Below are 25054 nucleotides of genomic sequence, written 5' to 3'. Positions count from 1 at the left end.
CGAAGCATCGACGCAGAAGATCCTGACACCGGGGTAATCCGTGAAAAAGCTCTCCGCACGACGACGCCATCCGCTGGCGGCGGTCGTCGTCCTAATCCTCGCGCTTGCGGCCACCGGGGGGCTGTACGCCGCGTTCGCGCCGGCGGACAAGGCGCAGGCCGAAGAAACACAGCAGTCCCTCGCGATCGAGGAGGGCAAGAAGCTCTACTCGGTCGGCTGCGCCAGCTGCCACGGCACCGGTGGTCAGGGCACCACTGACGGTCCGTCGCTCGTGGGCGTCGGCTCCGCCGCGGTGGACTTCCAGGTGGGCACCGGCCGTATGCCGGCCCAGCAGCCCGGCGCCCAGGTGCCGAAGAAGAAGAACATCTACACGCAGGCCGAGATCGACCAGCTGGCCGCGTACGTCGCCTCCCTCGGCGCCGGTCCGGTCACCCCGACGGACAAGCAGGTCAGCCCGGAGGGTGCGGACATCGCCAAGGGTGGCGAGCTGTTCCGTACCAACTGCGCGCAGTGCCACAACTTCACCGGTGAGGGCGGCGCCCTGACGAAGGGCAAGTTCGCGCCGAGCCTTGAGGGCGTCAGCCCCAAGCACATCTACGAGGCCATGCAGACCGGCCCGCAGAACATGCCCTCCTTCCCCGACACGACGATGCCGGAGAAGCAGAAGAAGGACATCATCGCGTACCTTGACGCGGTCAATGGTGAGAAGACGGAGAGCCCCGGCGGTCTCAAGCTCGGCGGGCTCGGCCCGGTCAGCGAGGGTCTGTTCGCCTGGATCTTCGGTCTCGGTGCCCTGATCGCTGTCGCTGTGTGGGTCGCCGCGCGGACCGCAAAGGCCAAGAAGTCATGAGCAGCCAAGACATTCCAGAAGAGAACCTGCCCGTAGCGCAGGCCGACGGCGCCGACTTGGAGAAGCACGGGGAGAACCCGTTCGCCGATCCCGGACTGCCGCCCCACGAGCACCGCATCCAGGACATCGACGAGCGGGCCGCGAAGCGCTCCGAGCGCACCGTGGCCTTCCTGTTCACGCTGTCGATGCTGGCCACGATCGGCTTCATCGCCTCGTACGTGGCGTTCCCGGTCGACAAGAGCATCTACGTCTGGCCGATCGGGCACATCAGCGCGCTGAACTTCGCCCTGGGCATGACCCTCGGCATCGCGCTGTTCTGCATCGGCGCGGGCGCGGTCCACTGGGCCCGCACCCTGATGTCCGACGAGGAGATCGCCGACGAGCGGCACGAGATCTCGGCGCCGCCCGAGGTCAAGGCGAAGGTCCTCGCGGACTTCAAGCAGGGCGCCAAGGAGTCGGCGATGGGTCGGCGCAAGCTGATCCGCAACACCATGTTCGGTGCGCTGACCCTGGTCCCGCTGTCCGGTGTGGTCCTGCTTCGTGACCTCGGTCCGCTGCCCGAGGACAAGCTCCGGCACACGCTGTGGGCCAAGGGCAAGCTGCTCGTGAACCAGAACACGAACGAGCCGCTGCGTCCCGCGGACGTGGCCGTCGGTTCGCTGACCTTCGCCAAGCCCGAGGGCTTGGAGGAGCACGACCACGACTTCCAGACCCAGATCGCCAAGGCCGCCCTGATGATCGTCCGCCTCGAGCCGGACGACATCAAGGACAAGCAGGAACTCGAGTGGTCCCACGAGGGCATCGTGGCCTACTCGAAGATCTGCACCCACGTGGGCTGCCCGATCTCTCTGTACGAGCAGCAGACGCACCACGTCCTCTGCCCGTGCCACCAGTCCACCTTCGACCTCACCGACGGAGCCCGAGTGATCTTCGGTCCCGCCGGCCACGCCCTGCCGCAGCTGCGCATCGGCGTGAACGAGGAGGGCTACCTCCAGGCGCTTGGCGACTTCGAGGAGCCTGTCGGTCCTGCCTTCTGGGAGCGCGGATGAGCACCACAACTTCTTCGACGGACAACAAGCGCAAAGCGCCTGCGGGCGAGCGCGTTGCCGACTGGGCCGACGGCCGTCTCGGGATCTACTCCCTGGCCAAGGCCAACATGCGGAAGATCTTTCCGGACCACTGGTCCTTCATGCTCGGCGAGATCTGCCTCTACAGCTTCATCATCATCATCCTCACGGGTGTGTATCTGACGCTGTTCTTCCACCCGTCGATGAACGAGGTGGAGTACCACGGCAGCTACGTCCCGCTGCAGGGTCAGCTGATGTCCGAGGCGTTCAACTCGACCATGCACATCTCCTTCGATGTGCGCGGTGGTCTGCTGATCCGGCAGATCCACCACTGGGCGGCGCTGATCTTCGTCGCGGCCATGCTCGTGCACATGATGCGCGTGTTCTTCACCGGCGCGTTCCGCAAGCCGCGTGAGGTCAACTGGCTGTTCGGCTTCCTGCTGCTCGTCCTCGGCATGTTCACCGGATTCACCGGTTACTCACTGCCGGACGACCTGCTGTCGGGTACCGGTGTGCGCTTCATGCAGGGCGCGGTGCTCTCGGTGCCGATCGTCGGTACGTATCTGTCGATGTTCCTGTTCGGCGGAGAGTTCCCCGGCGGCGACTTCGTGGCCCGGTTCTACTCGGTGCACATCCTGCTGCTGCCGGGCATCATGCTCGGGCTCGTGGTGGCGCACCTGATCCTGGTCTTCTACCACAAGCACACCCAGTTCGCGGGCCCCGGCAAGACCAACAAGAACGTGGTCGGCATGCCGCTTCTGCCCGTGTACATGGCGAAGGCCGGCGGCTTCTTCTTCCTGGTCTTCGGTGTCATCGCGGCCATCTCGGCGCTCGCCTCGATCAACCCGATCTGGGCGCTCGGCCCGTACCGTCCGGACCAGGTGTCGACCGGCGCCCAGCCCGACTGGTACATGGGCTTCTCCGAAGGCCTGATCCGTGTCATGCCGGGCTGGGAGATCAACGCCTGGGGTCACACGCTCGTCCTGGGTGTGTTCATCCCGCTGATCATCTTCCCGCTGGTGCTCGTGACGATCGCCGTCTGGCCGTTCATCGAGTCCTGGGTCACCGGGGACAAGCGCGAGCACCACATCCTGGACCGCCCGCGCAACGCCCCGACCCGTACAGCCTTCGGTGTGGCCTGGCTGACCTGGTACTTCATCCTCCTCATCGGTGGTGGAAACGACCTCTGGGCGACGCACTTCCATCTGTCGATCAACTCGATCACCTGGTTCGTCCGGATCGCGTTCTTCGTCGGACCGGTGATCGCGTTCATCATCACCAAGCGGATCTGCCTCGGCCTCCAGCGCCGCGACAAGGACAAGGTGCTGCACGGACGCGAGTCCGGCATCATCAAGCGCCTGCCGCACGGTGAGTTCATCGAGGTGCACGAGCCGCTCAGCCAGGAGGCGCTGCACACCCTCACGGCGCACGAGCAGCACAAGCCGCTCGAGCTCGGCCCGACGGTCGACGAGAACGGTGTCGAGCGCAAGGTGAAGGGCACGCAGAAGCTCAAGGCCAAGCTCTCGCAGGGCATGTACGGGGAAGAGAGCCAGATCCCCAAGCCCACCGCCGACGAGTACAAGGAGATCACCAGCGGCCACGGCCACCACTGATCTCTGTAGCTGAACGCCACGGCAGGAGCCCCGTCCATTCGCTGGACGGGGCTCTTTGCCGTCCCCGGGCTTCGTTAGGCTGAGGCCTGCCGATTCGTACCGACGACCAGGAGCGACCATGAGCGCTGTGACCCCCGCTGGAGGCGACACCACGGCGGTCCGTTCCTGGCCCGCCGTACTGAACGGACTGCTCGACGGGCGCGACCAGAGCGCCGAGGACACCTTCTGGGCGATGGACCGCATCATGCGCGGTGAGGCGACCGACGCTCAGATCGCCGGGTTCGTGGTGGCGCTGCGGGCCAAGGGCGAGACCGTCGGTGAGATCACCGGTCTCGTACGCGCGATGTACGAGCACGCCAATGTCATCGAGGTGTCCGGGCCGACCGTGGACATCGTCGGGACCGGGGGCGACGGCGCCAAGACGGTCAACATCTCGACCATGTCGTCGATCGTCATCGCCGGCACGGGCGCCAAGGTCGTCAAGCACGGCAACCGGGCCGCTTCGTCCGCGTCCGGGTCCTCCGACGTCCTGGAGAAGCTCGGGGTCAATCTGGAGCTGACGCCGCAGCGCGTGGCCGAGGTGGCCGAAGAGGCCGGGATCACCTTCTGCTTCGCCGTGAAGTTCCACCCGGCGCTGCGTCATGCCGGTGCGGCACGCGGCCAGTTGGGCATCCGGACGATCTTCAATGTGCTCGGTCCGCTGACCAACCCGGCGCGGGTGAAGGCGCAGGCCGTGGGCGTGGCCGATCCGCGGATGGCGCCGATCGTGGCCGGGGTGTTCGCCGAGCGCGGGAACTCCTCGCTGGTGTTCCGCGGTGACGACGGGCTCGACGAGCTGACCACCACCGCGACCTCGCGGGTGTGGATCGTGCGCGACGGTGTCGTACGCGAGGAGTCCTTCGATCCGCGCGATGTCGGCCTCGAGTTGGTGCCGGTCGAGGCGCTGCGCGGCGCCGACGCCTCGTACAACGCCGAGGTCGCGCGCCGGGTGCTCTCGGGGGAGACAGGTCCCGTACGGGATGCGGTGGTGCTCAACTCGGCCGCGGCGCTCGTCGCGTTGGAGCCGACGGACGCGCCGCTCGCCGAGCAGATCCGGGCCGGGATGGACAAGGCCGCCGAGGCCATCGACTCGGGTGCGGCGCGCAGGACGCTCGAGCGGTGGATCAAGGCCAGCAACGCCTGAGGGCGCGCGGATGTGACGCAGGGCGCAGTCCGGGATACGGACTGCGCCTTGCGCGTGGAAGATCTTCTGGCAAGATGCTGCACAGGTCATGAGTGACAGCGACTACGGCCCCGGCCCGCTGTCCGGCAACCCTCCGTCCGTGGCGGGGTGCCCCGGGTGAAGACCAGGCCGCAGACAACAAGGTCTGTGGCAAGCGCGGACCCCTGCACACCCTGGGGTCCTGGTCCTCAAGGGAGCAGTCTCGTGAGCAAGCGAATGCGATAGGGCGAATCCGCCCCACTTCCGCGCACCCTCTTTTCCCCCCTTTTTTCGGATCACCCGCGCTCGACGCCGTACGGCTCGCGCGGTGCATTCGCCTGCCTGCCACGGGAGTTCGCCATGTCCGCGTACCTGAACACCAACGCCGCCACCCTCGAAGCCTCCGCCGCCGAGCCGGTGTGTACCGAGCCGCTCCAGGTCCTCGGCCGCGATGTCCGCGTGCCGCTCGTCACCGGCGGTGAAGTCACCTACGCCGCCCTGGACTACGCGGCCAGCGCCCCCGCCCTGCAGCGGGTCTGGGACGACGTGGCCGCGTACGCGCCGTACTACGGCAGCGTGCACCGCGGCGCCGGCTATCTGTCGCAGCTGTCCACCGACCTGTTCGAGAACGCGCGGCGCACCGTCGAGGAGTTCCTCGACTGCCGCGAGGGCGACCAGGTGATCTTCACGCGGTCGACCACCGACTCGCTCAACCTGCTGGCCCAGGCGCTGCCCGCCGACTGCCAGGTGTTCGTCTTCGAGACCGAGCACCACGCGTCGCTGCTGCCCTGGCGCGATGCCCGGGTCACCTACCTCAACGCTCCCCGTACGCCCGACGAGGCCGTACGCACCCTGGAGACCGCGCTCGCCGCGCGCGACCCGTACGGTCCGGCGCTCGTGTGCGTGACCGGGGCGTCCAATGTCACCGGCGAGCTCTGGCCGGTGCGCGAGCTGGCGGCGGCCGCTCACGCGCACGGTGCGCGCATCGTGCTCGACGCCGCTCAGCTCGCGCCCCATCACCCCGTCTCCGTACAGGAGTTGGACGTGGACTGGGTGGCCTTCTCCGGGCACAAGCTGTACGCGCCCTTCGGCTCCGGCGTCCTTGCCGGGCGTGCCGACTGGCTGCAGGAGGCCGAGCCGTACCTCGCGGGCGGCGGCGCGTCCAAGGCGGTCGCGCGGCGCACCGACGGCGGCGTGGACGTCGAGTGGCACTCCACCGCCGCGCGGCACGAGGCCGGTTCGCCGAACGTGATCGGCGCCTACTCCATCGCCTCCGCGTGCAAGGCGCTCGCCGAGGCCGGGTTCGACCAGCTGGTCGCGCGGGAGCAGGAGCTGATCGGGCGGGTCCGTACGGGACTTGCCGAGGTGCCCCAGGTCAGGGTGCTCTCGCTGTTCGGCGACGACGCCCCGCGCGTGGGCGTCATCTCCTTCGTCGTCGACGGCTGGAACAGCTCGCACTTCGCCGCCGCGCTCTCCGCCGAGTACGGCATCGGGGTGCGTGACGGACTGTTCTGCGCCCACCCGCTGGTGCGCACCCTGCTCGGCAGCGATCCGCAGGAGCAGGGCGAGTGCGGCGCCCCCGAGGCCGCGCCCGGCGAGAAGTCGCTGAACGCGATCCGGGTGAGCTTCGGCGCGGGGACGCCCGACGAGCACGTGGAGCGTTTCGTACGCGCCGTCGGCGAGCTGGTCCGTGACGGTGCGCGGTGGAACTACCGTACCGAGGACGGGCGTTGCGTGCCCGACACCTCTGCCTGACAGCTAAGCCGCCAGCCGGGCGCCCAGGAGAACCATCCGCAGGGCGCGTTCCGTGGCGTCCGTGAGGAACTCCGCGCCCCGGCCCAGGGCTTCGGTCAGGGTGACCGGCGCGGGCAGGATGCCGCTGTAGGCGTCCACGCCCGAAGCGCGGATACGGTGCGCCCCCTCGCCGATCGTGCCCGCGAGCACGAGCACCGGCCGGCCGGACAGCTTGGCGCGGCGGGCCACTTCGGCGGGGACCTTGCCGCGCGGGCTCTGGAAGTCGAGGGCGCCCTCGGCCGTGACGACCAGGTCGGCGCGGGCAAGGCGGGCGTCGAGGTCGAGGTGATCCAGGAGCACGTCGAAGCGGGGGAGCAGCCGCGCGCCGAGCGCGGCGAGGCCCGCGCCGAGGCCGCCGGACGCGCCGGTACCCGGGCCCTCCCGCAGGTCCAGGTCGCTCGGCAGATCCCGCTCGAGGGCCGAGGCCCACCGGTCGAGGGAGGCCGACAGCCCCTCGACCTGCTGCGGGGTCGCGCCCTTCTGCGGGCCGAAGACCCGGGCGACGCCGCGCTCCCCGCACAGGACGTTGAAGGGATTGCAGGCGACAAGCAGCTCCGTGTCCTTCAGCCGGGGGTCCAAGCCCGTCGTGTCGATCCGGTCGAGGGCCGCCAAGGCGCTTCCGCCGTACGGGAGTTCACGGCCGTCGGTGTCGAGGAGCCGCGCCCCCAGAGCTTGCAGCGCACCCGCGCCGCCGTCCGACGTACCGGAGTCGCCGCAGCCGATGAGGATGCGGCGCACGCCCGTGTCGAGCGCCGCGGAGATCAGTTCGCCCACGCCGTACGTGGTGGTCGCGCCCGGATCGCGCAGGGCGCGGGGGACCAGGGACAGGCCCGCCACGGCGGCCATCTCGACGACTGCCGTGGTGGGGCCGAGCAGCGCGAAGTGGGTACGGACGGGGCGGCCGACCGGGCCGGTGGCCGTGGTGGGGACGAGCTGCCCGCCGGGGGTGCCGGCGGCGAGCGTCGCCGCGGTGCCCTCGCCGCCGTCCACCAGCGGGATGAGGTCGACCTCGGCATCGGGTACGACGCGTCGTACGCCCTCGGCGATGGCCTGGGCGGCGGCCTCGGCGGACAGGGACTCCTTGAAACCGCTGGGGGCGACGGCGACTCGGGTCAGCATGGTGAACTCCTGATCGGGGTGCGGGGATTGTGGGCCGGTACGGGGTGGCGTGCTCAGGGCGCGAGCCTGAGGGAGCAGGTGGTGCGCTCAGGGCGCGAGGCTCAAGGGGCGAGGACGGGCACGCCGAGCAGCGGCCAGACGGCAAGGGCGAAGAGGAGCACCAGGGCCGCCGTGAGCGGTGCGAGTACGGCGGACAGGCGCAGCAGGTCGCGCGGGGTGTACGTCGGGGTGCCGGGGATGTCCGCGAAGAGCGTCACGGGCTTGGCGGAGGCCGGCAAGGTGTGGCAGAAGCCGGCCGCGGCGGTCGAGGCGAGCGCGGCGGCCACCGGGTTCACACCGGCGCCCACCGCGGCGACCACGACCAGCGGCACCAGGACCGACGAGCGGGCCGAGCGGGACTGAAGGACCAGATGCGCGGCGGTGCTGACGGCGATCACGACGCCCAGGAACAGCGCGGGGGACAGCCCGTTCGGCAATCCGTCGACCAGCCATTTCGCCGCCCCCGAGTCGGCGAGGGCGACGCCCATCGCCATGGTCGCGGCCATGAAGAGCAGCAGCGACCAGGGCACGGTCTTCAGGGCGTCCTTGAGACGTACGGTGCCGAGCGCCGGCGAGGCCGCGACGACCGCCCCGATCAGGGCGACCACGGCGGGCGGCACCTGGTGCAGCGGCTCGCTGCACCACAGCACCACGACCGTGCCGAGCAGCAGTGCGCAGCGGGTCTCCTCGGTGCTCAGCGGGCCCGTGACCGGCTGCTCGCTGTGCTCCTGGATCTGCGCGGCGGTGATACGGACCGGGCCCGTGCGGTCCTCGTGCCGGGTCATCGTCAACAGCACGGCTTCGGCGGCCAGATGGGACGAGGCGACGGCGAGCGGCAGACCGAGCAGCAGCCACTGTGTGAAGCCGATCTGCTCGCCGGTCGCCTCGAACAGGACGTTCACGGTGATGAGGTGGGCGCCCGCGCCGATCAGGGTCGCCACCGCCGAAAGCAGGATGACCGTGGGAAAGAGCAGCGCCAGCATCACCACGAGGCGCCTGCGGTCGGCGAGGACCTTGGCCAGGGCGAGGAACACCGGCAGGGCCAGGGCCGCGCGGCCGGAGGTCGCGGGCACGGCGAAGGCCGTCACGACCAGTGCGGCGGTGGTCAGATGCGTCAACTGCCGTACGCTGCGGGCCCCGCTGACCAGGAAGGCCGCGGCCCGTCCCGCGAGCCCGGTCCGGCGTACCGCGGCGGCGAGCACGAACGCGCAGATGAGCAGCCACACCGTCTCGTCGCCGAGCGTCCCGAACAGCGTGTCGCTGCTGATCACGCCCGTCACCGTGAGCGCGAGCCCCGCGCCCAGGGCGATATAGGTGTCGTCGATCGGGGTGCCGATCCACGCGCAGGTCGCCAGGGTGAACACCGCGAGGGTCAGCCGGGCGTCGCCGTCCAGGGCCGGGAAGTTGGTGGGGACGAGCAGCAGCCCGCAGATGCTGAGGGCCACCACGAGGGTTGCTGTCTGCCGTACGTTCAGGGTCACGCCGTACAGCGTTGTGGGCCGCGGTGAGCCCTCAATGAGCCGTAGATGAAGGAAAGTTCACCCGGGCCCGGGCAGGCCGGCCCGGCGGCGCCGCTCACTCCCCGGGCATGCGGTACCCCATCCCGCGCACCGTCTCGACCTGCTGCGCGCCGAGCTTCTTGCGCAGCGCCCTCACGTACACGTCGACGATGTTGGACCCGGGGTCGAAGTCGTAACCCCAGACGTGGGACAGGATCTGTTCCCGCGACAGGACCTGGCCGGGGTGGCGCAGGAACAGTTCGAGCAGCACGAACTCGCGGGCCGTGAGATCGACCGTACGGCCGTCGGCGCGCGCCCTGCGGGTGCGCAGATCGAGTGAGAGCTCGCCGTTCTTGAGCAGCGTGACCTCGGGGGCGCGGGCTGCCGTGCGCAGCCGCAGCCGTACCCGCGCGAGCAGTTCCTCGAAGCGGAACGGCTTGGTCATCCAGTCGTCGGCGCCGCCCTCCAGACCGGCCACGGTGTCCCGTACCGAATCGCGGGCCGTGAGCACGATCACCGGCACCGTCACCCGGGCCTCGCGCAGCTGGCGAAGCACCGTGAAGCCGTCCTTGCCGGGCAGTCCGATGTCCAGGACCACCAGGTCGAAGCCGCCGGTCAGGGCGTAGTCGTGGGCGCTCTCGCCGTCGCCGACGACCGTGGTCGTGAAGCCGTTGGAGCGCAGCCCCTTCTCGACGAAGGACGCGATGCGCTCCTCGTCCTCGACTATGAGTATCCGGTGCATCGCGTCCTACTTTCCTACGGCGTTGTGGGCGCCGCGCTCCGTGGTGCGTTCGGTGCGTTCAGTGCGTCCTGGGTTCATGCCGCCGAGCCGTCCCATGCCAGGACGAACGTCGCGCCGCCGCCCTCGGTGTTCTGCAGCCGTATCTGTCCGCGGTGTCCTTCGGCGATCGCCTTCACGATGGACAGACCGAGCCCGGCTCCGCCGCTCGCGGCCCGGCGTGTGGTCCCGCGGCGGAAGCGCTCGAAGATCAGCTCGGCGTCCTGCGGCCGTACGCCGATGCCCGAGTCGGCCACGTACATCTCGACGAGGGGGCCGCGCACCCTCGAACCGATGCGGATGGTCTCGCCGGCGGCCGTGTGCTGCACGGCGTTCTGCGCCAGCTGGACCATCGCCTGCGTGACCCGCTGCGGGTCCAACCGGGCCTCGCCGTCGGCGACTTCGGCCAGCTGCCAGTCGCGTGCGCCGAGGGTGCGGGCCTTGACGTAGACATCGGCGGTGAGTTCGGCGAGCTGGACCGGCTCAGGGGTGACGAAGTCGGGCCGCTCGGCCTTGGCGAGCAGCAGCAGGTCCTCGACGATGCGGCTCATCCGGTCGAGTTCGTCGGTGACGATCCGTACGGTCTCTTCGCGCTCGGCCGGATCGTCGCCCATCAGCTCCAGATGCCCGCGCACGATCGTGATGGGGGTACGCAGTTCATGGCCCGCGTCGTCGACGAACTGCCGCTGTCCCGCGAAGGCACGCTCGAGCCGGTCGAGCATGCCGTTGAACGTCTCGGCCAGCGCGGCCACATCGTCCTTGCCCTGGACGGGGATGCGCCGGGTCAGGTCCTGCTCGGTGAGCTGCGCGGCCGTCGTCCGTACGAGACGTACCGGCTTGAGGATGCGGCCCGCGACCACCCAGCCGATGCCCGTGGTCATCAGGAGCGCCACCCCGGAGATCGCGAGCAGCACCCGGAACACCTGGTCCGCGCGGGCCTGGTCGTGCTCGGGGTGGAAGGCCACGACGAAGGCGGCCTGCGCGTCCTGGCCGCGCAGCGCGACCTCGACCTTCGCCCAGCGCACCTCGCCCGAGGGGCGGTCGAGGGTGCCGGTGGACGCGGGGGACTCGAAGATCCGCCGGCGGGCCGCGGCGTCGTCGTCCAGCGGCAGGTCCGCACGGATGTCCCGTACCTGGGCCAGCTTCGCCGGGTCCGGGTCGTGTTCGCGCGCGACCAGACCGAGCAACTCCTCGTCGGGATCGGCGTACTGGCGCTCCAGGAACACCTTCAGGAGCTCCCGTGTGTCCGTGAAGGGCTTGTTGGTCGCCGGGTCCCTGCCGATGTCGACGAAGTTCTTGAACTCGTTCGCCTCCTGGCTGAGCAGCAGGGCGACCCGCTGGTCGACATCTCTCAGCAGGATCGATCGGGTCGTGCCGGCGACCGCGGCGAGCGCCACCGCCATCACGGCGAGCAGCCACAGGAGGATGCGCAGCCGGGCCGAGAGCCGCCAGGGGGAGGAGATGCGGTCGGGGTCAGCCGTCGTCGCGGTCGTCGTCATCGTCATCGTCGTCGTTCACCGGCGGCCTGGAGACCACCTCGTCGCTCGGGTCGCCGCTGGGCTGCCGCGTACCCGGTGTCGCCGAGGGGGTGCTCGACCCGGGCGTTCCCGTCGAGCTGTTGTCCAGCTCGACCTTCGGCGGCACCTTGGGGGTCTCAGGGCTGTCGGTGAGGGCGTAGCTCGTCGCGGCGATGCCGAGAGGGATCGCCACCACGGCGGCGAGGGTCGCTATGCGGTGGGAGAAAGCCATGGACTCAGCGTGCGCCGCCGACCCCGCGCGCCGGATGAGCCGCGGATGAAGAAGTCTTCATCTGCGCGCACTTCATCGGCTGCTTCCGCCCCAGGACCCAGGTCAGTTGTCGAGCCCGATGGCGAAGGCCGCCTCGAGGTCGTGCTGGGAGTACGTGCGGAACGCCACATGCGTGTCCGTCGCCTCGACGCCCGGGATCTTGCTGATCTTGCCGGGGATGATGTCCGCGAGGTTCTCGTGCTGGTGGACACGGACCATCGCGATCAGGTCGTACGTACCCGTGACCGAGAAGACCTCGCTGACGCTGTCGAGCGCGGCGATGGACTCGGCGATCTCCGGGATCCGGTCGACGCTGGTCTTGATGAGCACGATCGCGGTGATCACGGCTGACTGTCTCCCTCGGTGGCCGGCGCCCTGTGCCCGGCGGGCCCCTTCACTTTAGACCTACGGGCATAACGTCCCCATGCGTAGAGGAACCCCAGCGAGAAGCCCGCGAGGTGCGCGAGATACGCGACCCCCGGACCGTTCTCGTCCCGCCGGGCGGCCAGCCACTGCAGGGTCACCCAGAACGGCAGCACGATCCAGGCCGGGAAGCGCAGCGGGAGGAAGAACAGGAAGGGCAGCAGGCTGGTGACGCGGGCCTTGGGGAACAGCTTCAGGAACGCGCCGAGCACCGCCGAGATCGCCCCGGACGCCCCGACCAGGGTCTGCGTGGAGCCCGCGTTCGCCAGCGCGTAGGCGAACAGGGCCAGGGCGCCGCAGCCCAGGTAGAACAGGGCGAACTGCAGATGCCCGAGCCGTTCCTCGACCATGCCGCCGAAGACGTAGAGGAAGAGCATGTTGCCGAGCAGATGCAGCCAGCTGCCGTGCACGAACAGGGCGGTCACCGGGGTGATCGCGGCCCGCGGCGAGCCGCTGAGCAGCTCGGCCGGGATCACACCCCAGCGCGCGAAGAAGGTGCGCTGGGCGGCGAGCAGCGCATCGCCGGTGCCGTACGCCGGATTGAGTCCTGCGGCGGGGGAGAGGACGAAGACCGCGCAGCACAGGGCGATCAGGCCGTACGTGACCAGCGGGCCGTGGCCCGTGAGGACCCGCGCGGCCGAGGTCCGCAGGCTCTGGCCGGCCGCTCCGGGTTTCGTGATCATGCACAGATCCTGACGGAACGGGACGGATGTGCAGGGACCGCCTCGCCGTTGTGATCAGCGTCCCCGACTGCGGACGGCGTCCGCACCGCACCCCGCCAGGCCGTAGGGTTACGGGGAGTGCGTTCCGATGCGAAAGCCACCTGAAAGGCGCCCCGCCACCATGACGGTTCCCCTGCCGACCGCCGAGACCCGCTGGCGCTGCACGCTCTGCGGCAACCTCACGCGTTTCGACGTGACGCGATCCTCCAAGGTCGTGGAATACGTCCATCTCGACCTGGCCGGTGAGCCGAAGGTGGAGGAGCGCGAGGTGGTCAGTGAGACCATCGAGTCGGTGCGGTGCCGTTGGTGCAACGCACAGGACCAGGTCGAACTGGTGGACAGGCCGGGCGCGGGCTCCTGAGGAGTGCCGCACCCTCGGACAGTGGGGTGACGGATGGTGGAGAACCAGGGCGGGGAGCCGGGCGACGGCGCCGCTGAGGTGCTCGACCGCCCGCTGCCCGAAGGTGTACGGCGCCGGGTCATCGCGCTGGCCTCGGAGGGCTTCGGCTCCCTGACGATGACCGAACTGCCCGCGCAGCTGCGGCAGTACGCACGGTTCACCCCGTCGCGGCGGCTGAAATTCGCGGGCAACGCGATGGCCTCCGCGCTGGAGTCCGACCCGCTGTTCCGTCAGCGCATCGGCGAACGGTTCAGAGAGACGCAGCCCGAACTCGCCGGCGCCCTCGACGCGGGGTCGCCGCCGCCGGCCGCGGACCCGCTCGACGTGGCGGCCGCGGCCTATGTGCTGCGCCCCGTCGGCTGGGTCAAGCTGGTCACGGCCGCCGGCGAGGAGGCGCAGCGCGCCGAGTCCGAGCGGGCCGACGAGGAGGCCAGGGCCGAACTGGAGCGGCTGCGCACGGAGCTGGCCGCCGCCCAGGAGCACACCAGGTCCGAGACCGAACGGCTGCGCTGCGAGCTGGAGTCGGCCAAGAAGGAAGCCGAATCGCTTCATCGCAAGCTGCGCAGCGCGCTGAGCGACGTCAAGCGCGGCGAGGCGGCACTGCGCAAGGCGCATGCCGAGTTCGAGACGCAGCGCACCGAGACGCAGGCCGCGCAGTCCGCGGCCGAGAGCGAGGCCCGGCGGCTCAAGTCCCGCCTCGCGGAGGCCGAGTCGGCCCTGGAGTCCAGCCGCAAGGCGGTACGCGAGGGTCGGTCCATCGAGGACATGCGGGTGCGGCTGCTGCTCGACACCCTCCTCGAGTCGGCCCAGGGGCTGCGCCGTGAACTCGCGCTGCCGCCCGTCGACGTACGCCCCGCAGAGACCGTGGACGCGGTCGAGCCGGGCCGGATGTCGCCCAAGGACATCGCCGCACGCGCCCTGTCCGAGGCCGACCCGGCGATCCTCGACCAGCTGCTCGCGCTGCCGCAGGCGCATCTGGTGGTCGACGGCTACAACGTGACGAAGACCGGCTACCCGACCATGCCGCTCGAGAAGCAGCGGCTACGGCTGCTGGGCGGCCTGTCCGCGCTCGCCGCGCAGACCGGCGCCGAGGTCACCTGTGTCTTCGACGGGGCCGAACTGGCCGCGCCCGTCCTGCTCGCACCGCCGCGCGGGGTGCGGGTGCTGTTCTCCAAGCCCGGGGTGACGGCCGACGAGCTGATCCGCCAGCTGGTGCGCGCGGAGCCCCCTGGGCGGCCCGTGACGGTGGTCTCCACGGACCGCGAGGTCGCGGACGGGGTGGCCAAGGCCGGGGCGCGTCCGGTGCCCTCAGTGATGCTCCTGAAGCGTCTGTCGCGCTGAGTAGTGCGCTTGGGCCGGTATCGGTCGACTATCGGGGCTCTCGTCAACTCCTGTGACGTATGCCCGAATTAGCGAGACCTTCACACGACGTAGCGTCAACCCGTCATCACTGCACGTGGGTTCTCGGTAAAGAAAACGCTCCGTGAGTATTTTTTTGTCATCGGGATTTGAACTGATCACAGGAAGGTCACTAGGGTCACGCTCGAACCTTCGCACGGTTGATCACCCATAAGGGGTGACGGCAGGTTCACCGCCCGCCGGTTCGTTCGGTAGGCGGCTTGAGAAGAAGGAGCTCGCCTTCGTGGCGTCCCACCGTCGACCCAAGCAGCCCAGCCGGACCCGCGTGACCGTGCTCACCGCGACCGCAGCCGCCGCCGTGGCGCTCACCTCCCAGGCCGCGCAGGCCGACGAGAAGCCCACGAAGAAGGAAGTCAAGGCGAAGGTCGACCGGTTGTACGAGGAGGCCGAGAAGGCCACCGAGAAGTACAACGGTGCCAAGGAGCAGCAGGGCAAGCTCCAGGACGACATCGACGAGCTCCAGGACAAGGTCGCCCGCGGCCAGGACGAGCTCAACGGCCTGCGCGACAGCCTCGGTTCGATGGCCAGCGCCCAGTACCGCAGCGGCGGCATCGACCCGACCGTCCAGCTCTTCCTCTCGTCCGACCCGGACACGTACCTGGACAAGGCCTCCACGCTCGACCAGATGACGGCCAAGCAGGCCGACGCGCTGGAGAAGATCCAGGACAAGCAGCGGACCCTCGCGCAGCAGCGCAAGGAAGCCACGCAGAAGCTGAACGACCTCGAGGACACCCGCGAGGAGCTCGGCAAGAAGAAGAAGGAAGTCCAGGGCAAGCTCGGCGAGGCGCAGAAGCTCCTCAACACCCTGACCGCGAAGGAGCGCGCCGCGCTCGCCGCCGAGGACGCGCGCGCCAGCCGCGACGCCGGTTCCCGGGTCGACCTCGGCAACGCGGCCAAGGGATCGAACTTCGCGATGGCCGCCTTCCAGGCCGCGCAGAGCAAGATCGGTTCGCCGTACGTCTACGGCGCCGCGGGCCCCGGCTCGTTCGACTGCTCGGGCCTGACCTCCTGGGCGTACGGGCAGGCCGGCGTCTCCATACCCCGGACCTCGCAGTCCCAGGCCAACGCCGGTACCCGCATCTCCTCGCAGAGCGACCTGCGCGTCGGCGACCTGGTCATCTTCTACGGCGACATGCACCACGTCGGCTTCTACGCGGGCAACGGCCAGGTGCTGCACGCCCCGAAGCCGGGTGCGGTCGTGCGCTACGAGTCGATCAACAACATGCCGTACATGTTCGGCGTCCGTATCTGACGCCTCGTGCCCTCCTGCGAGGACGCCGAACCGCGGTGACCCGCCCTCCGAACGGGCGAATTCCCGCATAGTCTGCTGACCCCACGCCCCGCCAACGACCTGCGTCGATGGCGGGGCGTCGTGTTGCGCGCGGCGCCGCGGGGCCCGGAGTCGGTGATAGCTTCCGCGACGTTCGCCCCGCGCTTTCGCGGGGCGGGCCTACCGCCGGACGGGCGGGATGTAAGGCCTGTGGAGGCTCCGAGGCGCCGGAACTGCGGTTTCGGCAGGGGTCGTTGAAGCGGGAACCCGCCGGAAGCCGTTCGCGCCGCGGACGGCAGACCGGAGGCCCAGCTGGTTCGTCAGGGGCCGGACGTCCGTACTGCCGCTGATATCCGGCAGCCCGCCTTGCATGAGGGCGGGCGGCAGCGGCAGCAGGAAGGAGAGCCGTACCCCGTGGCGTCCCATCGCCGTTCCGCTTCGCCCGACCGCTTCGGCAGGTTCGACCGGAGCGCGCGCGTCACCGTCCTGTCCGCGGCCATGGCCACCGCCGCCGCGACCCTCGCCGCCGCGCCGGCGGGCGCCGACCCGGGGGAGCCCGCGGGCGGCACCCGGGCCAAGGTCGACCGCCTCTACGCGGAGGCCGAGCGGGCCACGGAGGCGTACAACAAGGCGGATGAGCAGGCCGGGGAGCTGCGCGAGCAGATCGACCGGTCCAAGGACCGGGTCGCGCGCGGCCAGGAGCGCATCAACACCATGCGGGGCGCGCTCGGTTCACTCGCCGGCGCCCAGTACCGCTCCGGCGGGGTCGACCCGACCCTCGCCCTGATGCTGTCCGAGAATCCGGACACGTATCTGGACAAGGCCGCCACGCTCGACCGGATCAGCGCCCGGCATGCCGAGGGTCTCGCCGACCTCCAGGAGGCCCAGCGCAAGCTGGCGCAGGAGCGGGACGAGGCGCAGCGCAAGCTGGTCGAGCTGGAGAAGTCCCGCAAGGCGGTGGCCCGGCAGAAGCGGATCGTGGAGAAGAAGCTCGCCGAGGCGCGCCGGCTCCTCAACTCCCTGCCGGGCGCCGAACGGGCCGCGTACGACCGGGCGTCGCGCTCGGGCCGGGCCGAGATGCCCGCGGTGGGCGGCGCCCCGGCCTCCGCGCGCGCCGCGTCCGCGATCGCGGCGGTACGCCAGGCGGTCGGCCGTCCTTACGTGTGGGGCGCGAGCGGGCCGTACGGGTTCGACTGCTCGGGTCTGACGCAGTGGGCGTACTCGCAGGCGGGCGTGGGGCTGCCGCGGACGTCGCAGGCGCAGCGGTACGCGGGGCGCCAGGTGTCGCTCGCGGAGGCTCAGCCGGGTGATCTGGTGACGTATCGCGATGACGCCAGCCACATCGGGATGTACATGGGGAACGGGCAGGTCGTGCACGCGCCGTACCCCGGTGCGCCGGTGCGCTACGACCCCGTCGGCATGATGCCGATCTCCTCGGTGACGCGGGTCTGACGGCTCGCTTCCCGGGCGTGGGGCGCCTCGCAGCGGCGCCCCACGGGGCCCGGCCCCCCGTACGATCGGGAACGTGGCTGGTCGAGGGCGTGTGAGAGCCGGGGTCGTGGGGCTCGTCGTGGGGGCCGCGCTGTCCGGGTGTGCCGGGGCGCCCGGTGAGCCTGCCGACAGCCGTGCGGTCAAGGAGTTGCTGGAGCGCAGAGCCGAGGCCGTGCTCGCCGGTGATACCGCCGGCTTCCGGGCGACCGAGGCCGACGGGGACGCCGACGAGCTGGACGATCTGGCCCAAGTGCCGCTCAGCACCTGGAAGTACGAGCTGACCCGCCTGGACCCGGCCGGCGACGAGGCCACCGCGACGGTGCGGCTCCAGTACCGGATCACCGGCTACGACGCCGCTCCGGTCACCGCGGACCGCACCCTGCGGCTGCGCAGCGACGACGGCGCGTGGCGCGTGGCCTCCGACCGGCCGCAGGGCAAGGGCGCGGAGCAGCTCTGGGAACAGGGCGAGGTCAGGGCCGTGCAGGGGCAGCACAGCCTCGTCCTCGGCGTCGGCCGCAGCACCGAGAAGCTGCGCGCCTACGCGGATCTCGCCGACCGGGCCGTCCCCGCGGTCCAGGACGTGTGGGGCAAGGGCTGGTCGGGCCGGGTCGTGGTCCTCGTACCGCAGTCGCTCGACGCCATGGGCAAGCTGCTCGGCGCACCCTCCTCCGGCTACCAGGGGATCGCCGCCGTCACCACCGGCGAGGCGGGCGGCTCCGACGCGGCGCCCGCGGACCGGATCATCCTCAACCCCGAAGCGTTCGACGTGCTCGGCGACTTCGGCCAGCAGGTCGTGCTCACGCATGAGACCACCCACGTGGCGACCCGCACCGACACCACCCCGGCGACCCCGCTGTGGCTCTCGGAGGGTTTCGCGGACTGGCTCGGCTACCTCGGCTCCGGCCGTACGGCGCAGCAGGCTGCCCCGGAACTGGACCGGGCCCTCGACCGCTCCGAGCAGCCCGTCGCGCTCCCCACGGACGACGAGTTCGCCTTCGCGGGCCATGCGTCCCGGCTCGCCCAGGCGTACGAGGGCGGCTGGCTGGCCTGCAAGATGATCGCCGAGCGCTGGGGCCAGCAGAAGCTGCTCGCCTTCTACAAGGCGGTCGGCGGGCACGAGCGGCGGGACGGGGCGGTGGAGGACGCGCTGCACGAGGTGCTCCGCACGGACCTGGAGACGTTCACGCGGGAGTGGCGGGAGTACGTGCGGCAGGAGCTGGCCTAGGCCGACGGGCGCCGGTCAGGGGGCGGTTGAGCCGGGACCAGTGGGTGGGTTGGGACCAGCGGGGCGAGTCGGGAGCGGTGGGGTGAGTCGGGACCAATGGTGAGGACTTTTGCCTCTCTCCTTTAGGTGATGCCCATCGTTTATATTCGTGTCATGACCGAAATGACCGATGGTGACGCGGCCGAGAGCGTGCATCGCGCCCTCGCCGTTCCTTCGCGACGGCGTCTGATGTCCCTGCTGCGGGAGGCGGACGGCCTGCTCGCGATGGATGAGCTCACCGCCGCCACCGGTCTGTCGGCGGCCACGGTGCGGCATCACTTGGCCGCACTGGCCGAGGCCGGACTCGTACGGGCCGAGAGGTCCGCGGGTACGGGACGCGGCCGGCCGAAGCTGCTGTACGCGGCCGTGCCCGCCGTCCCCGGGGGCGGCGACGAGGACCGTGCCTACCGTGATCTGGCCGGCGCCCTCGTCGACGCCCTCGCGGCCGACGCGCCCTCGGCGCGTGACGCGGGCCGGGCCTGGGGCGGCCGCCTCGCCCGGGCCGCCGGTCCCGCCCCGGCGGCCGAGCGCGTGTACGCGCACGCGGCGCGCCTCGGCTTCGATCCGGAAACGGTGCCGGCGCCTGCCGGCACGGACCGGATCCTGCTGCACGGGTGCCCGTACCGCGAGCTGGCCCGCAAGACGCCCGAGGTCGTCTGCGCCCTGCATCAGGGGCTGCTCGACGGCCTGCTCGAAGGGGACGGCGCCCGGGCCGAGTTGCATCCCTTCCTCGCGCCGGATCTGTGCCGGGCCGACCTCGTCGCCCGCTGAAACACCCGCCATGTCCCCGTATCGCTTCCCTCTGCTTCCGCCGCCTCGCGGCCCCCGTTTCCCGTTTCCCAGGAGGACCCCGTGTTCCCCATCCGCATCGACACCCAGTACGTACGCGGTGACATGCCCGTCACCCGGATCGACCCGCAGGGCGCGCCCTTCACGGAACTCGCCGCCGCGCGGATCCAGTTGCTCGCCGGCACGGGCCTGGAGGCGCACGCCTACGAGGAGTCGGAGGTGCTGCTCACCGGGGTCGAGGGCGAGGTGCGCGTCGGGGACCCCGGGCGCGGTGAGGTCGCCTTGCGGCCGGGCGCCTGCGTGATGGTCCCGCGCGGGGAGCTGTTCACCCTCGCCAACCACACGGGCCGGCCCGCCACGCTGCTCGCCGTACTGAGCCGCGGTGACCGCGTCGACGGGCTGCCGCGTTCCCGTCGCGACCCGCTGTCCGAGCCCGGGCGTCATCTGCAGGCCGTCGCCTGAGCCGGTCCTCGTACCGAATCCATAGAACCTACGCAAGGAGATCCCCATGTTCGGCATGACCATCGACACCGCGCTCGACCGGAACGCCCGGAGCACCGCCCTGCGCCTCGACCCGAAGGGCGGCCCGTTCCGTGAACTCGCCGCCGTGCGGATCCAGGTGCCCGCGGGCGGCACCATCCCCGCGCACTCCCACGGCGCGTCCGAACTGCTGCTCACCGGCATAGCGGGCGTCGTCGAGGCGTCCTGCACGTGCGGTGCCAGGACGGTGGAGCCGGGCACGTTCGCGATGCTTCCCGCGGGCAAGGAGATCACCCTGGTCAACAACGGGGAGCAGGACGCCACCGTGCTCGCGGTCTTCTCGCAGAGCGAGTTCACCGAGGCGCTTCCGCACGCCGCGGCCGAGGGCTGCGGCTGTCACAAGGGGTGAGCCCGGGGCGTCAGGACTCCAGCTCCGCGATCGCCTCCGTCAGCCACTTCTTCTCCGCGGTGCCCGTGGCCCTGGCGATCCGCAGCATGCCGCGGCGGAACAGGTCGGGCTCGGCCTCCGCCTTGACCGGCGCCCCGCCCTCGTAGAAGAAACTCGCCGGCGCGGACAGGAACTCCTGGCGCCGCCGCAGCACCGCCGCCTGATCGGCGCGGTCCGGCAGCTGGCCGAGGAAGGCGAGCAGCGTGAAGAAGCGCTGGCCGTCCGTGATGTCCGCGTCCTTCGGTGAACGCAACTGTTCGTGGAGCGCCGCACGGCCCTCGGAGGTGAGGGAGAGGATGCGGCGCGGGACGGCGCCCGTGCCGGGCACCGTGCGCTGGTCGAGCTTGCCGGCCTTCACCAGGCGGGTGAGGGCGGGGTAGAGCGCGCCGTCGCTGACCGGGCGGACGTGGCCGCTCAGGTCCTGGATACGGGCCTTCAACTCGTAGCCGTGCAGCGGCCGTTCGCCGAGGAAGCCCAGGATCGTCAGTTCCAGCACTCTGTCTCCCGCTCGCGTTCATGCTCGTGCTTGCCGTTCGCTCAGGCGTCATGGTATCTCTCGTCGAGGTACCTCGAATCGAGGTATAGCGAATCGAGGGGGCTGGGATGGGGCACACCGAGTCGGGGACCGGGCACACCGCGGACGGACCGGTGCACAGGCGACGGCTTGTGGCACTCGCGTATCCCGTCTACTTCGAACTGCTTGCCTCGGTCGCCGCAGGCATCGTCACGATGATCTGGGTCGCGCGGCTCGGCGGTCCTGCCGTCGCCGCCGTGGCCGTCGCGACCAACGTCGAGAATCTGCTGCTCGGCCTCGCGCTGATCGGCGGCTCCGGTACGACGGTGCTCGTGGCGCATGCCCGCGGGGCGGACGACACAGCCGCGCGACGTGGTGCGGTGGCGGGCGGCTGGGCGGTGTGCGCGGTCATCGCACCGGCCGTCGCGGTCGGCGGGTTCCTGCTGCGCGAGCCGATCGCCGCGCTGGTCCTGGGCGGCTCCCAAGGCCCTGAAGTCGCCCTCGCCGCGGCGTACTTCGCGATCTCGCTGCCCGGCTCGGCGCTGCTCTTCGCGCAGTTCCAGCTGGACGCGGTCCTCAAGGGCGGCGGCGACACCCGCACCCCGATGCGCCTTGCGCTGCTCGCCAACGGTCTGATCCTGGTCCTCGATCCGCTGCTCATCGAGGCGTACGGCCTTCAGGGCGCCGCCCTCGCCATGGCACTCGGCCGCGCGGTCGCCCTGGGCTGCGGGCTGCTCGTGCTGCGCCGGCACCGGACTGCGGGCCCCAGGGTGGCGGTGGCCCGTGCGGCCCTGCGCACCCTGCGGACCGGGCTGCCGATGGGCGCGGACTTCCTGCTGCGGATGGCGGCGACGCTCGCCCTGGTCGGGGTCGTCGGGCGTCTCGGCGTGGCCTCCGTCGCGGCATACGGGATCGCCACGAAGGCGATGTACGTGGCGACCATGGCGTTCTATGCCGTACGGCAGGCGGCGTCGATCCACACCGCCCATCTGCTCGGCGAAGGGGAGCAGGGGCAGCAGGGGCAGGAGGGGCAGGAGGGGCAGCAGGTTCACCAGGGGCACATGGCCGTGGGGCGGCAGACGCTGCTGGTGGCCGGGACGCTGGGCACGCTCGCGGCCGGGCTGCTGTTCGCCGGCGCCCCGGCGGTGCTCGCCGCGTTCGGGGCCGGGCCCGAAGTGGCCGGACAGGGTGCGGTGTTCCTGCGCTGCCTCGGCCCGTATCTGATCCTGCTCGCCTGCTTCATCGCGCTCGGCGGCGTCCTCGAGGGCAGCGGGCACAGCGCCCGGCTGCTGCGGATCACCGCGCTCGGGGCCTTGGTCCAACTGCCGCTCGCCTACGCCTTGTCCGGGCTCGGGCTCGCCGGTGTGGCCCTCGCCATGGGACTCGCCGCGGCCGTGCAGTGCGCGGCGCTCGGGCTGCTGGTCCGGCGGGTGCGTCAGATGCCGGCGCCGGTCTTCTCGCGCGCCGCCTGAGTGGGCCGTGTGTCGCGCTCACGCGGTTCGGCGACCGTCTGCCGCCACAGCCGTCGGGCGGCGAGCAGGGTGGCCGCCACGAGCAGGCCGTTGCGTACGGTCAGGAGGGCGATGCCCCAGGGGTCGCTGGCCGCCACGTGCGAGAACCAGATGGGGAACTCCAGGAACGAGACCCCCGTCGCCGCAAGGGTGAGCAGCGCGGGACCGCGCATGCGGCTCGTACGGAAGATCAGGCAGACCGCGGCCAGGCCGACCAGCCACAGCAGATACTGCGGGCTGATCACGCGGCTCGTGGCCGTGAACAGGAGCACCGCCGTGAAGGCCGCGTCCGCGGGCGTCGACGGCGCCCAGGTGCGGGCGCGCAGCCGCCAAAGGAGCAGCCAGGCGAAGGCCGCAGCCGTGAGCGCCTGGGCCGCGGTCGTGACGAGGGGGACGTACGGGCCGAGGAACTCCACCGAGCCGTAGTTGAGCTGCATACGGCCCGGCCAGCCGAAGTGCCGGGCCACGTGGAAGGGCAGGGCGCCGAGCGATTCGACCTCCGTGCCGCGGTCGCGCTGGAAGCCCAGGAAGGCGAGCGCGCCCGGCATCGTCACGGTGAACGCCAGCGTCAGGGCGAGCGCCGTGGCGACCGCGGTGGTCCAGGCGCGGCGGGTGGCACGGGCGCGAGGGGTGCCGATCAGGAGCAGTGCGGGCCAGACCTTGAGCAGGGCGCCGAGCGCGACCAGGGCGCCCTGGGTGCGGGCGTGCCGGGCGCCCGCGAGCAGCGCGGTGACGGCGGCGGCGGTGACGAACAGGTCGTAGCGCGCGTACGAGGTCGGTCCGAGCAGCGGCACCCCGGCGACCCACACCCAGGCGCCGGCGGCCGACTTGCCGGGCCGGCCCGCCGCGTACCGCAGCAGTCCGAGCACCGCCGCGTCCGTGACGAAGGCCAGGACGAAGAACGCCGAGGTGTACGCGAGGAACGGCAGCAGCGCGGGGGCCAGGACGGGGAGCGCGGCGGCCGGCGGGTACTGCCAGGTGACGTCGTCCAGCGGGAACGTTCCGGTGCGCAGGATCTCGTACCAGCTCTGATAGATGACCTCGACGTCCCCGGTGACGTCCGGTCCCGGGGCCGTGAAGACCTTGAAGACCCAGAGCAGGAGCAGGGCGCGCGTGGGCAGCCAGACGGCCAGCAGCCGGACTGTCAGGGGGAGTTGCGCGAGGGTGCGCAGAGGCGTGAGTCGCTTTGCGGACGTCATGTGTGCCTTGCCCGTAAATGTACTGAGTGTGGTCCGCCATGATGCCGCCGGGGGACGGGCCATGGGGTGAGGCGCGACGGCCGGGCGGGCAGCGGCACGGCGGCGAGCGGACCGCGGCCCGGTGTGCGCGGCGGCGTGCGGGCGCCTTCGGCTACTGTCGGCGTCGATGCACAAGACCCTGATCGTCACGAACGACTTCCCGCCCCGCCCCGGCGGCATCCAGGCCTTCCTGCACAACATGGCGCTGCGTCTGGACCCCGAGCAGCTCGTCGTCTACGCCTCCACCTGGAAGCGCGGCCACGAGGGTGCCGAGGCGACCGCCGCCTTCGACGCGGAACAGCCCTTCAAGGTCGTACGGGACCGCACCACGATGCTTCTGCCGACCCCGCGCGTCACCCGGCGTGCCGTATCCCTGCTCCAGGAGCACGGTTGTACGTCGGTGTGGTTCGGCGCGGCCGCCCCGCTCGGCCTGATGGGCTCGGCGCTGCGCAAGGCGGGGGCGACCCGTCTTGTCGCCACCACGCACGGGCACGAGGCGGGCTGGGCCCAGCTGCCCGGGTCCCGTCAACTCCTGCGCAGGATCGGGGAGTCGACGGACACGATCACGTATCTCGGCGAGTACACGCGCTCGCGGATCGCCGCGGCGCTCACCCCCGAGGCCGCCGCGCGGATGGTGCAACTGCCGCCCGGCGTCGACGAGAAGACCTTCCACCCCGGCTCGGGCGGCGCCGAGGTGCGGGCCCGGCTCGGGCTCAGCGAGCGGCCGGTGGTCGTCTGCGTCTCGCGGCTCGTACCGCGCAAGGGGCAGGACACGCTGATCGAGGCCATGCCGCTGATCCTGGCGAAGGTGCCGGACGCGGTGCTCCTGATCGTGGGCGGCGGCCCGTACGAGAAGGATCTGCGCAAGCTGGCCGCCGAGACCGGGGTCGCCGAATCCGTGCACTTCACGGGGGCCGTGCCGTGGAGTGAACTGCCCGCGCACTACGGGGCGGGCGACGTCTTCGCGATGCCGTGCCGCACCCGGCGCGGGGGCCTCGACGTCGAGGGTCTCGGCATCGTCTACCTGGAGGCCTCCGCCACCGGACTGCCCGTCGTGGCCGGTGACTCGGGCGGTGCGCCGGACGCGGTGCTCGACGGGGAGACCGGCTGGGTGGTGCGGGGCGGCTCCGCCGAGGACTCCGCGGAGCGCGTTACGGCCCTTCTGCTCGACCCCGAGCTGCGGGCCCGGATGGGGGCGCGGGGGCGTGCGTGGGTCGAGGAGAAGTGGCGCTGGGATCTGCTGGCGGAGAGGCTGCGGGAGCTGCTGTAGGTCGGGTGCGGGTGGGGCGCCTGCGGCGGGCTTTTCTCCCCGCCCCGCCCCTTCCCGAAACCGGGGG

General features: G+C 71.1%; 24 protein-coding genes and 1 riboswitch. Of the genes, 15 read left to right on the top strand and 9 right to left on the bottom strand.

Annotated features, from left to right (window positions below; all coding sequences use genetic code 11):
* Window positions 1-40 precede the first annotated feature (40 nt).
* The 5 genes from qcrC to G6045_RS13150 all read left to right on the top strand — a co-directional run bounded on the left by qcrC (window position 41) and on the right by G6045_RS13150 (window position 6486).
* Window positions 41-850, top strand: coding sequence for a cytochrome bc1 complex diheme cytochrome c subunit (gene qcrC / locus G6045_RS13170; RefSeq protein ID WP_165332101.1), 810 nt, complete (start codon window positions 41-43; stop codon window positions 848-850).
* Entirely contained in the window at window positions 847-1899 is a 1053-nt protein-coding gene (qcrA, locus tag G6045_RS13165; protein ID WP_165332100.1) for a cytochrome bc1 complex Rieske iron-sulfur subunit, read from the top strand. Before qcrC ends, qcrA begins: the two co-directional genes overlap by 4 nt.
* Window positions 1896-3530, top strand: coding sequence for a cytochrome bc1 complex cytochrome b subunit (gene qcrB / locus G6045_RS13160; protein WP_165332099.1), 1635 nt, complete (start codon window positions 1896-1898; stop codon window positions 3528-3530). Before qcrA ends, qcrB begins: the two co-directional genes overlap by 4 nt.
* Window positions 3531-3648: 118 nt before the next feature.
* On the top strand, window positions 3649-4713 hold the full coding sequence (gene trpD, locus G6045_RS13155) for an anthranilate phosphoribosyltransferase (RefSeq protein WP_165332098.1): 1065 nt from the start codon (window positions 3649-3651) through the stop codon (window positions 4711-4713).
* An 84-nt stretch (window positions 4714-4797) separates the two neighbouring features.
* A riboswitch (SAM riboswitch) is annotated at window positions 4798-4915 on the top strand.
* A gap of 176 nt (window positions 4916-5091) precedes the next feature.
* Entirely contained in the window at window positions 5092-6486 is a 1395-nt protein-coding gene (locus G6045_RS13150; RefSeq protein ID WP_165332097.1) for an aminotransferase class V-fold PLP-dependent enzyme, read from the top strand.
* 3 nt (window positions 6487-6489) lie between these two features.
* Here the strand turns inward: G6045_RS13150 and G6045_RS13145 are convergent, their stop codons facing one another.
* From G6045_RS13145 to G6045_RS13115, 7 genes are all read right to left on the bottom strand, one after another.
* A complete protein-coding gene (locus G6045_RS13145; protein WP_165332096.1) occupies window positions 6490-7644 on the bottom strand; it encodes a glycerate kinase family protein in 1155 nt (384 codons plus the stop codon).
* A gap of 101 nt (window positions 7645-7745) precedes the next feature.
* Window positions 7746-9164, bottom strand: a complete 1419-nt coding sequence (locus tag G6045_RS13140; protein WP_165332095.1) for an SLC13 family permease — start codon at window positions 9162-9164, stop codon at window positions 7746-7748.
* Between the two features lie 94 nt (window positions 9165-9258).
* Entirely contained in the window at window positions 9259-9924 is a 666-nt protein-coding gene (locus G6045_RS13135; RefSeq protein WP_165332094.1) for a response regulator transcription factor, read from the bottom strand.
* A gap of 74 nt (window positions 9925-9998) precedes the next feature.
* Window positions 9999-11459 (bottom strand): sensor histidine kinase, encoded by a 1461-nt coding sequence (locus G6045_RS13130; RefSeq protein ID WP_408056328.1) that lies wholly within the window; start codon window positions 11457-11459, stop codon window positions 9999-10001.
* A complete protein-coding gene (locus G6045_RS13125; RefSeq protein WP_165332093.1) occupies window positions 11434-11709 on the bottom strand; it encodes a small hydrophilic protein in 276 nt (91 codons plus the stop codon). The genes G6045_RS13130 and G6045_RS13125 overlap by 26 nt, the downstream gene beginning before the upstream one ends.
* Window positions 11710-11811: 102 nt before the next feature.
* Window positions 11812-12093 (bottom strand): Lrp/AsnC family transcriptional regulator, encoded by a 282-nt coding sequence (locus G6045_RS13120; RefSeq protein ID WP_165332092.1) that lies wholly within the window; start codon window positions 12091-12093, stop codon window positions 11812-11814.
* Entirely contained in the window at window positions 12090-12854 is a 765-nt protein-coding gene (locus G6045_RS13115) for a rhomboid family intramembrane serine protease (protein WP_165332091.1), read from the bottom strand. The genes G6045_RS13120 and G6045_RS13115 overlap by 4 nt, the downstream gene beginning before the upstream one ends.
* 160 nt (window positions 12855-13014) lie before the next feature.
* Between G6045_RS13115 and G6045_RS13110 the strand changes: the two genes are divergently transcribed.
* From G6045_RS13110 to G6045_RS13075, 8 genes are all read left to right on the top strand, one after another.
* Window positions 13015-13254 carry a hypothetical protein gene (locus G6045_RS13110; protein ID WP_093609527.1) on the top strand — a complete coding sequence of 80 codons (240 nt, stop codon included), beginning with the start codon at window positions 13015-13017 and terminating at the stop codon, window positions 13252-13254.
* Between the two features lie 33 nt (window positions 13255-13287).
* Complete coding sequence (locus G6045_RS13105) at window positions 13288-14634, top strand: NYN domain-containing protein (protein ID WP_165332090.1); 1347 nt, start codon at window positions 13288-13290, stop codon at window positions 14632-14634.
* A gap of 301 nt (window positions 14635-14935) precedes the next feature.
* Window positions 14936-15964, top strand: a complete 1029-nt coding sequence (locus G6045_RS13100) for a C40 family peptidase (protein ID WP_165332089.1) — start codon at window positions 14936-14938, stop codon at window positions 15962-15964.
* A gap of 432 nt (window positions 15965-16396) precedes the next feature.
* Window positions 16397-17434: a C40 family peptidase gene (locus G6045_RS13095; protein ID WP_328707756.1), complete on the top strand. Its 1038-nt coding sequence runs from the start codon at window positions 16397-16399 to the stop codon at window positions 17432-17434.
* Window positions 17435-17507: 73 nt separating this feature from the next.
* Window positions 17508-18698, top strand: a complete 1191-nt coding sequence (locus tag G6045_RS13090) for a hypothetical protein (RefSeq protein WP_328707755.1) — start codon at window positions 17508-17510, stop codon at window positions 18696-18698.
* Between the two features lie 153 nt (window positions 18699-18851).
* Window positions 18852-19508, top strand: a complete 657-nt coding sequence (locus G6045_RS13085; protein WP_165332088.1) for a helix-turn-helix transcriptional regulator — start codon at window positions 18852-18854, stop codon at window positions 19506-19508.
* Between the two features lie 81 nt (window positions 19509-19589).
* Window positions 19590-19988, top strand: a complete 399-nt coding sequence (locus G6045_RS13080) for a cupin domain-containing protein (RefSeq protein WP_165332087.1) — start codon at window positions 19590-19592, stop codon at window positions 19986-19988.
* A gap of 46 nt (window positions 19989-20034) precedes the next feature.
* Complete coding sequence (locus tag G6045_RS13075; RefSeq protein WP_165332086.1) at window positions 20035-20415, top strand: cupin domain-containing protein; 381 nt, start codon at window positions 20035-20037, stop codon at window positions 20413-20415.
* Window positions 20416-20425: 10 nt separating this feature from the next.
* On the opposite strand, the gene G6045_RS13070 is transcribed toward G6045_RS13075, so the two are convergent.
* Entirely contained in the window at window positions 20426-20950 is a 525-nt protein-coding gene (locus G6045_RS13070; RefSeq protein ID WP_165332085.1) for a PadR family transcriptional regulator, read from the bottom strand.
* A 107-nt stretch (window positions 20951-21057) separates the two neighbouring features.
* On the opposite strand from G6045_RS13070, the gene G6045_RS13065 reads away from it, so the two are divergent.
* Window positions 21058-22440, top strand: a complete 1383-nt coding sequence (locus G6045_RS13065; protein WP_165332084.1) for an MATE family efflux transporter — start codon at window positions 21058-21060, stop codon at window positions 22438-22440.
* Here G6045_RS13065 and G6045_RS13060 read toward each other — a convergent pair.
* On the bottom strand, window positions 22404-23678 hold the full coding sequence (locus G6045_RS13060; protein ID WP_165332083.1) for a glycosyltransferase 87 family protein: 1275 nt from the start codon (window positions 23676-23678) through the stop codon (window positions 22404-22406). The genes G6045_RS13065 and G6045_RS13060 overlap by 37 nt on opposite strands.
* A 166-nt stretch (window positions 23679-23844) precedes the next feature.
* Here G6045_RS13060 and G6045_RS13055 point away from each other — a divergent pair, with 166 nt between their 5' ends.
* Window positions 23845-24987 carry a glycosyltransferase family 4 protein gene (locus tag G6045_RS13055; protein ID WP_165332082.1) on the top strand — a complete coding sequence of 381 codons (1143 nt, stop codon included), beginning with the start codon at window positions 23845-23847 and terminating at the stop codon, window positions 24985-24987.
* Window positions 24988-25054: the final 67 nt, after the last annotated feature.

Origin of the sequence: Streptomyces mesophilus (assembly GCF_011044995.1) — a bacterium.
Taxonomy (GTDB): Bacteria; Actinomycetota; Actinomycetes; order Streptomycetales; family Streptomycetaceae; genus Streptomyces; species Streptomyces mesophilus.
This window is presented reverse-complemented; position numbering and strand designations above follow the sequence as displayed.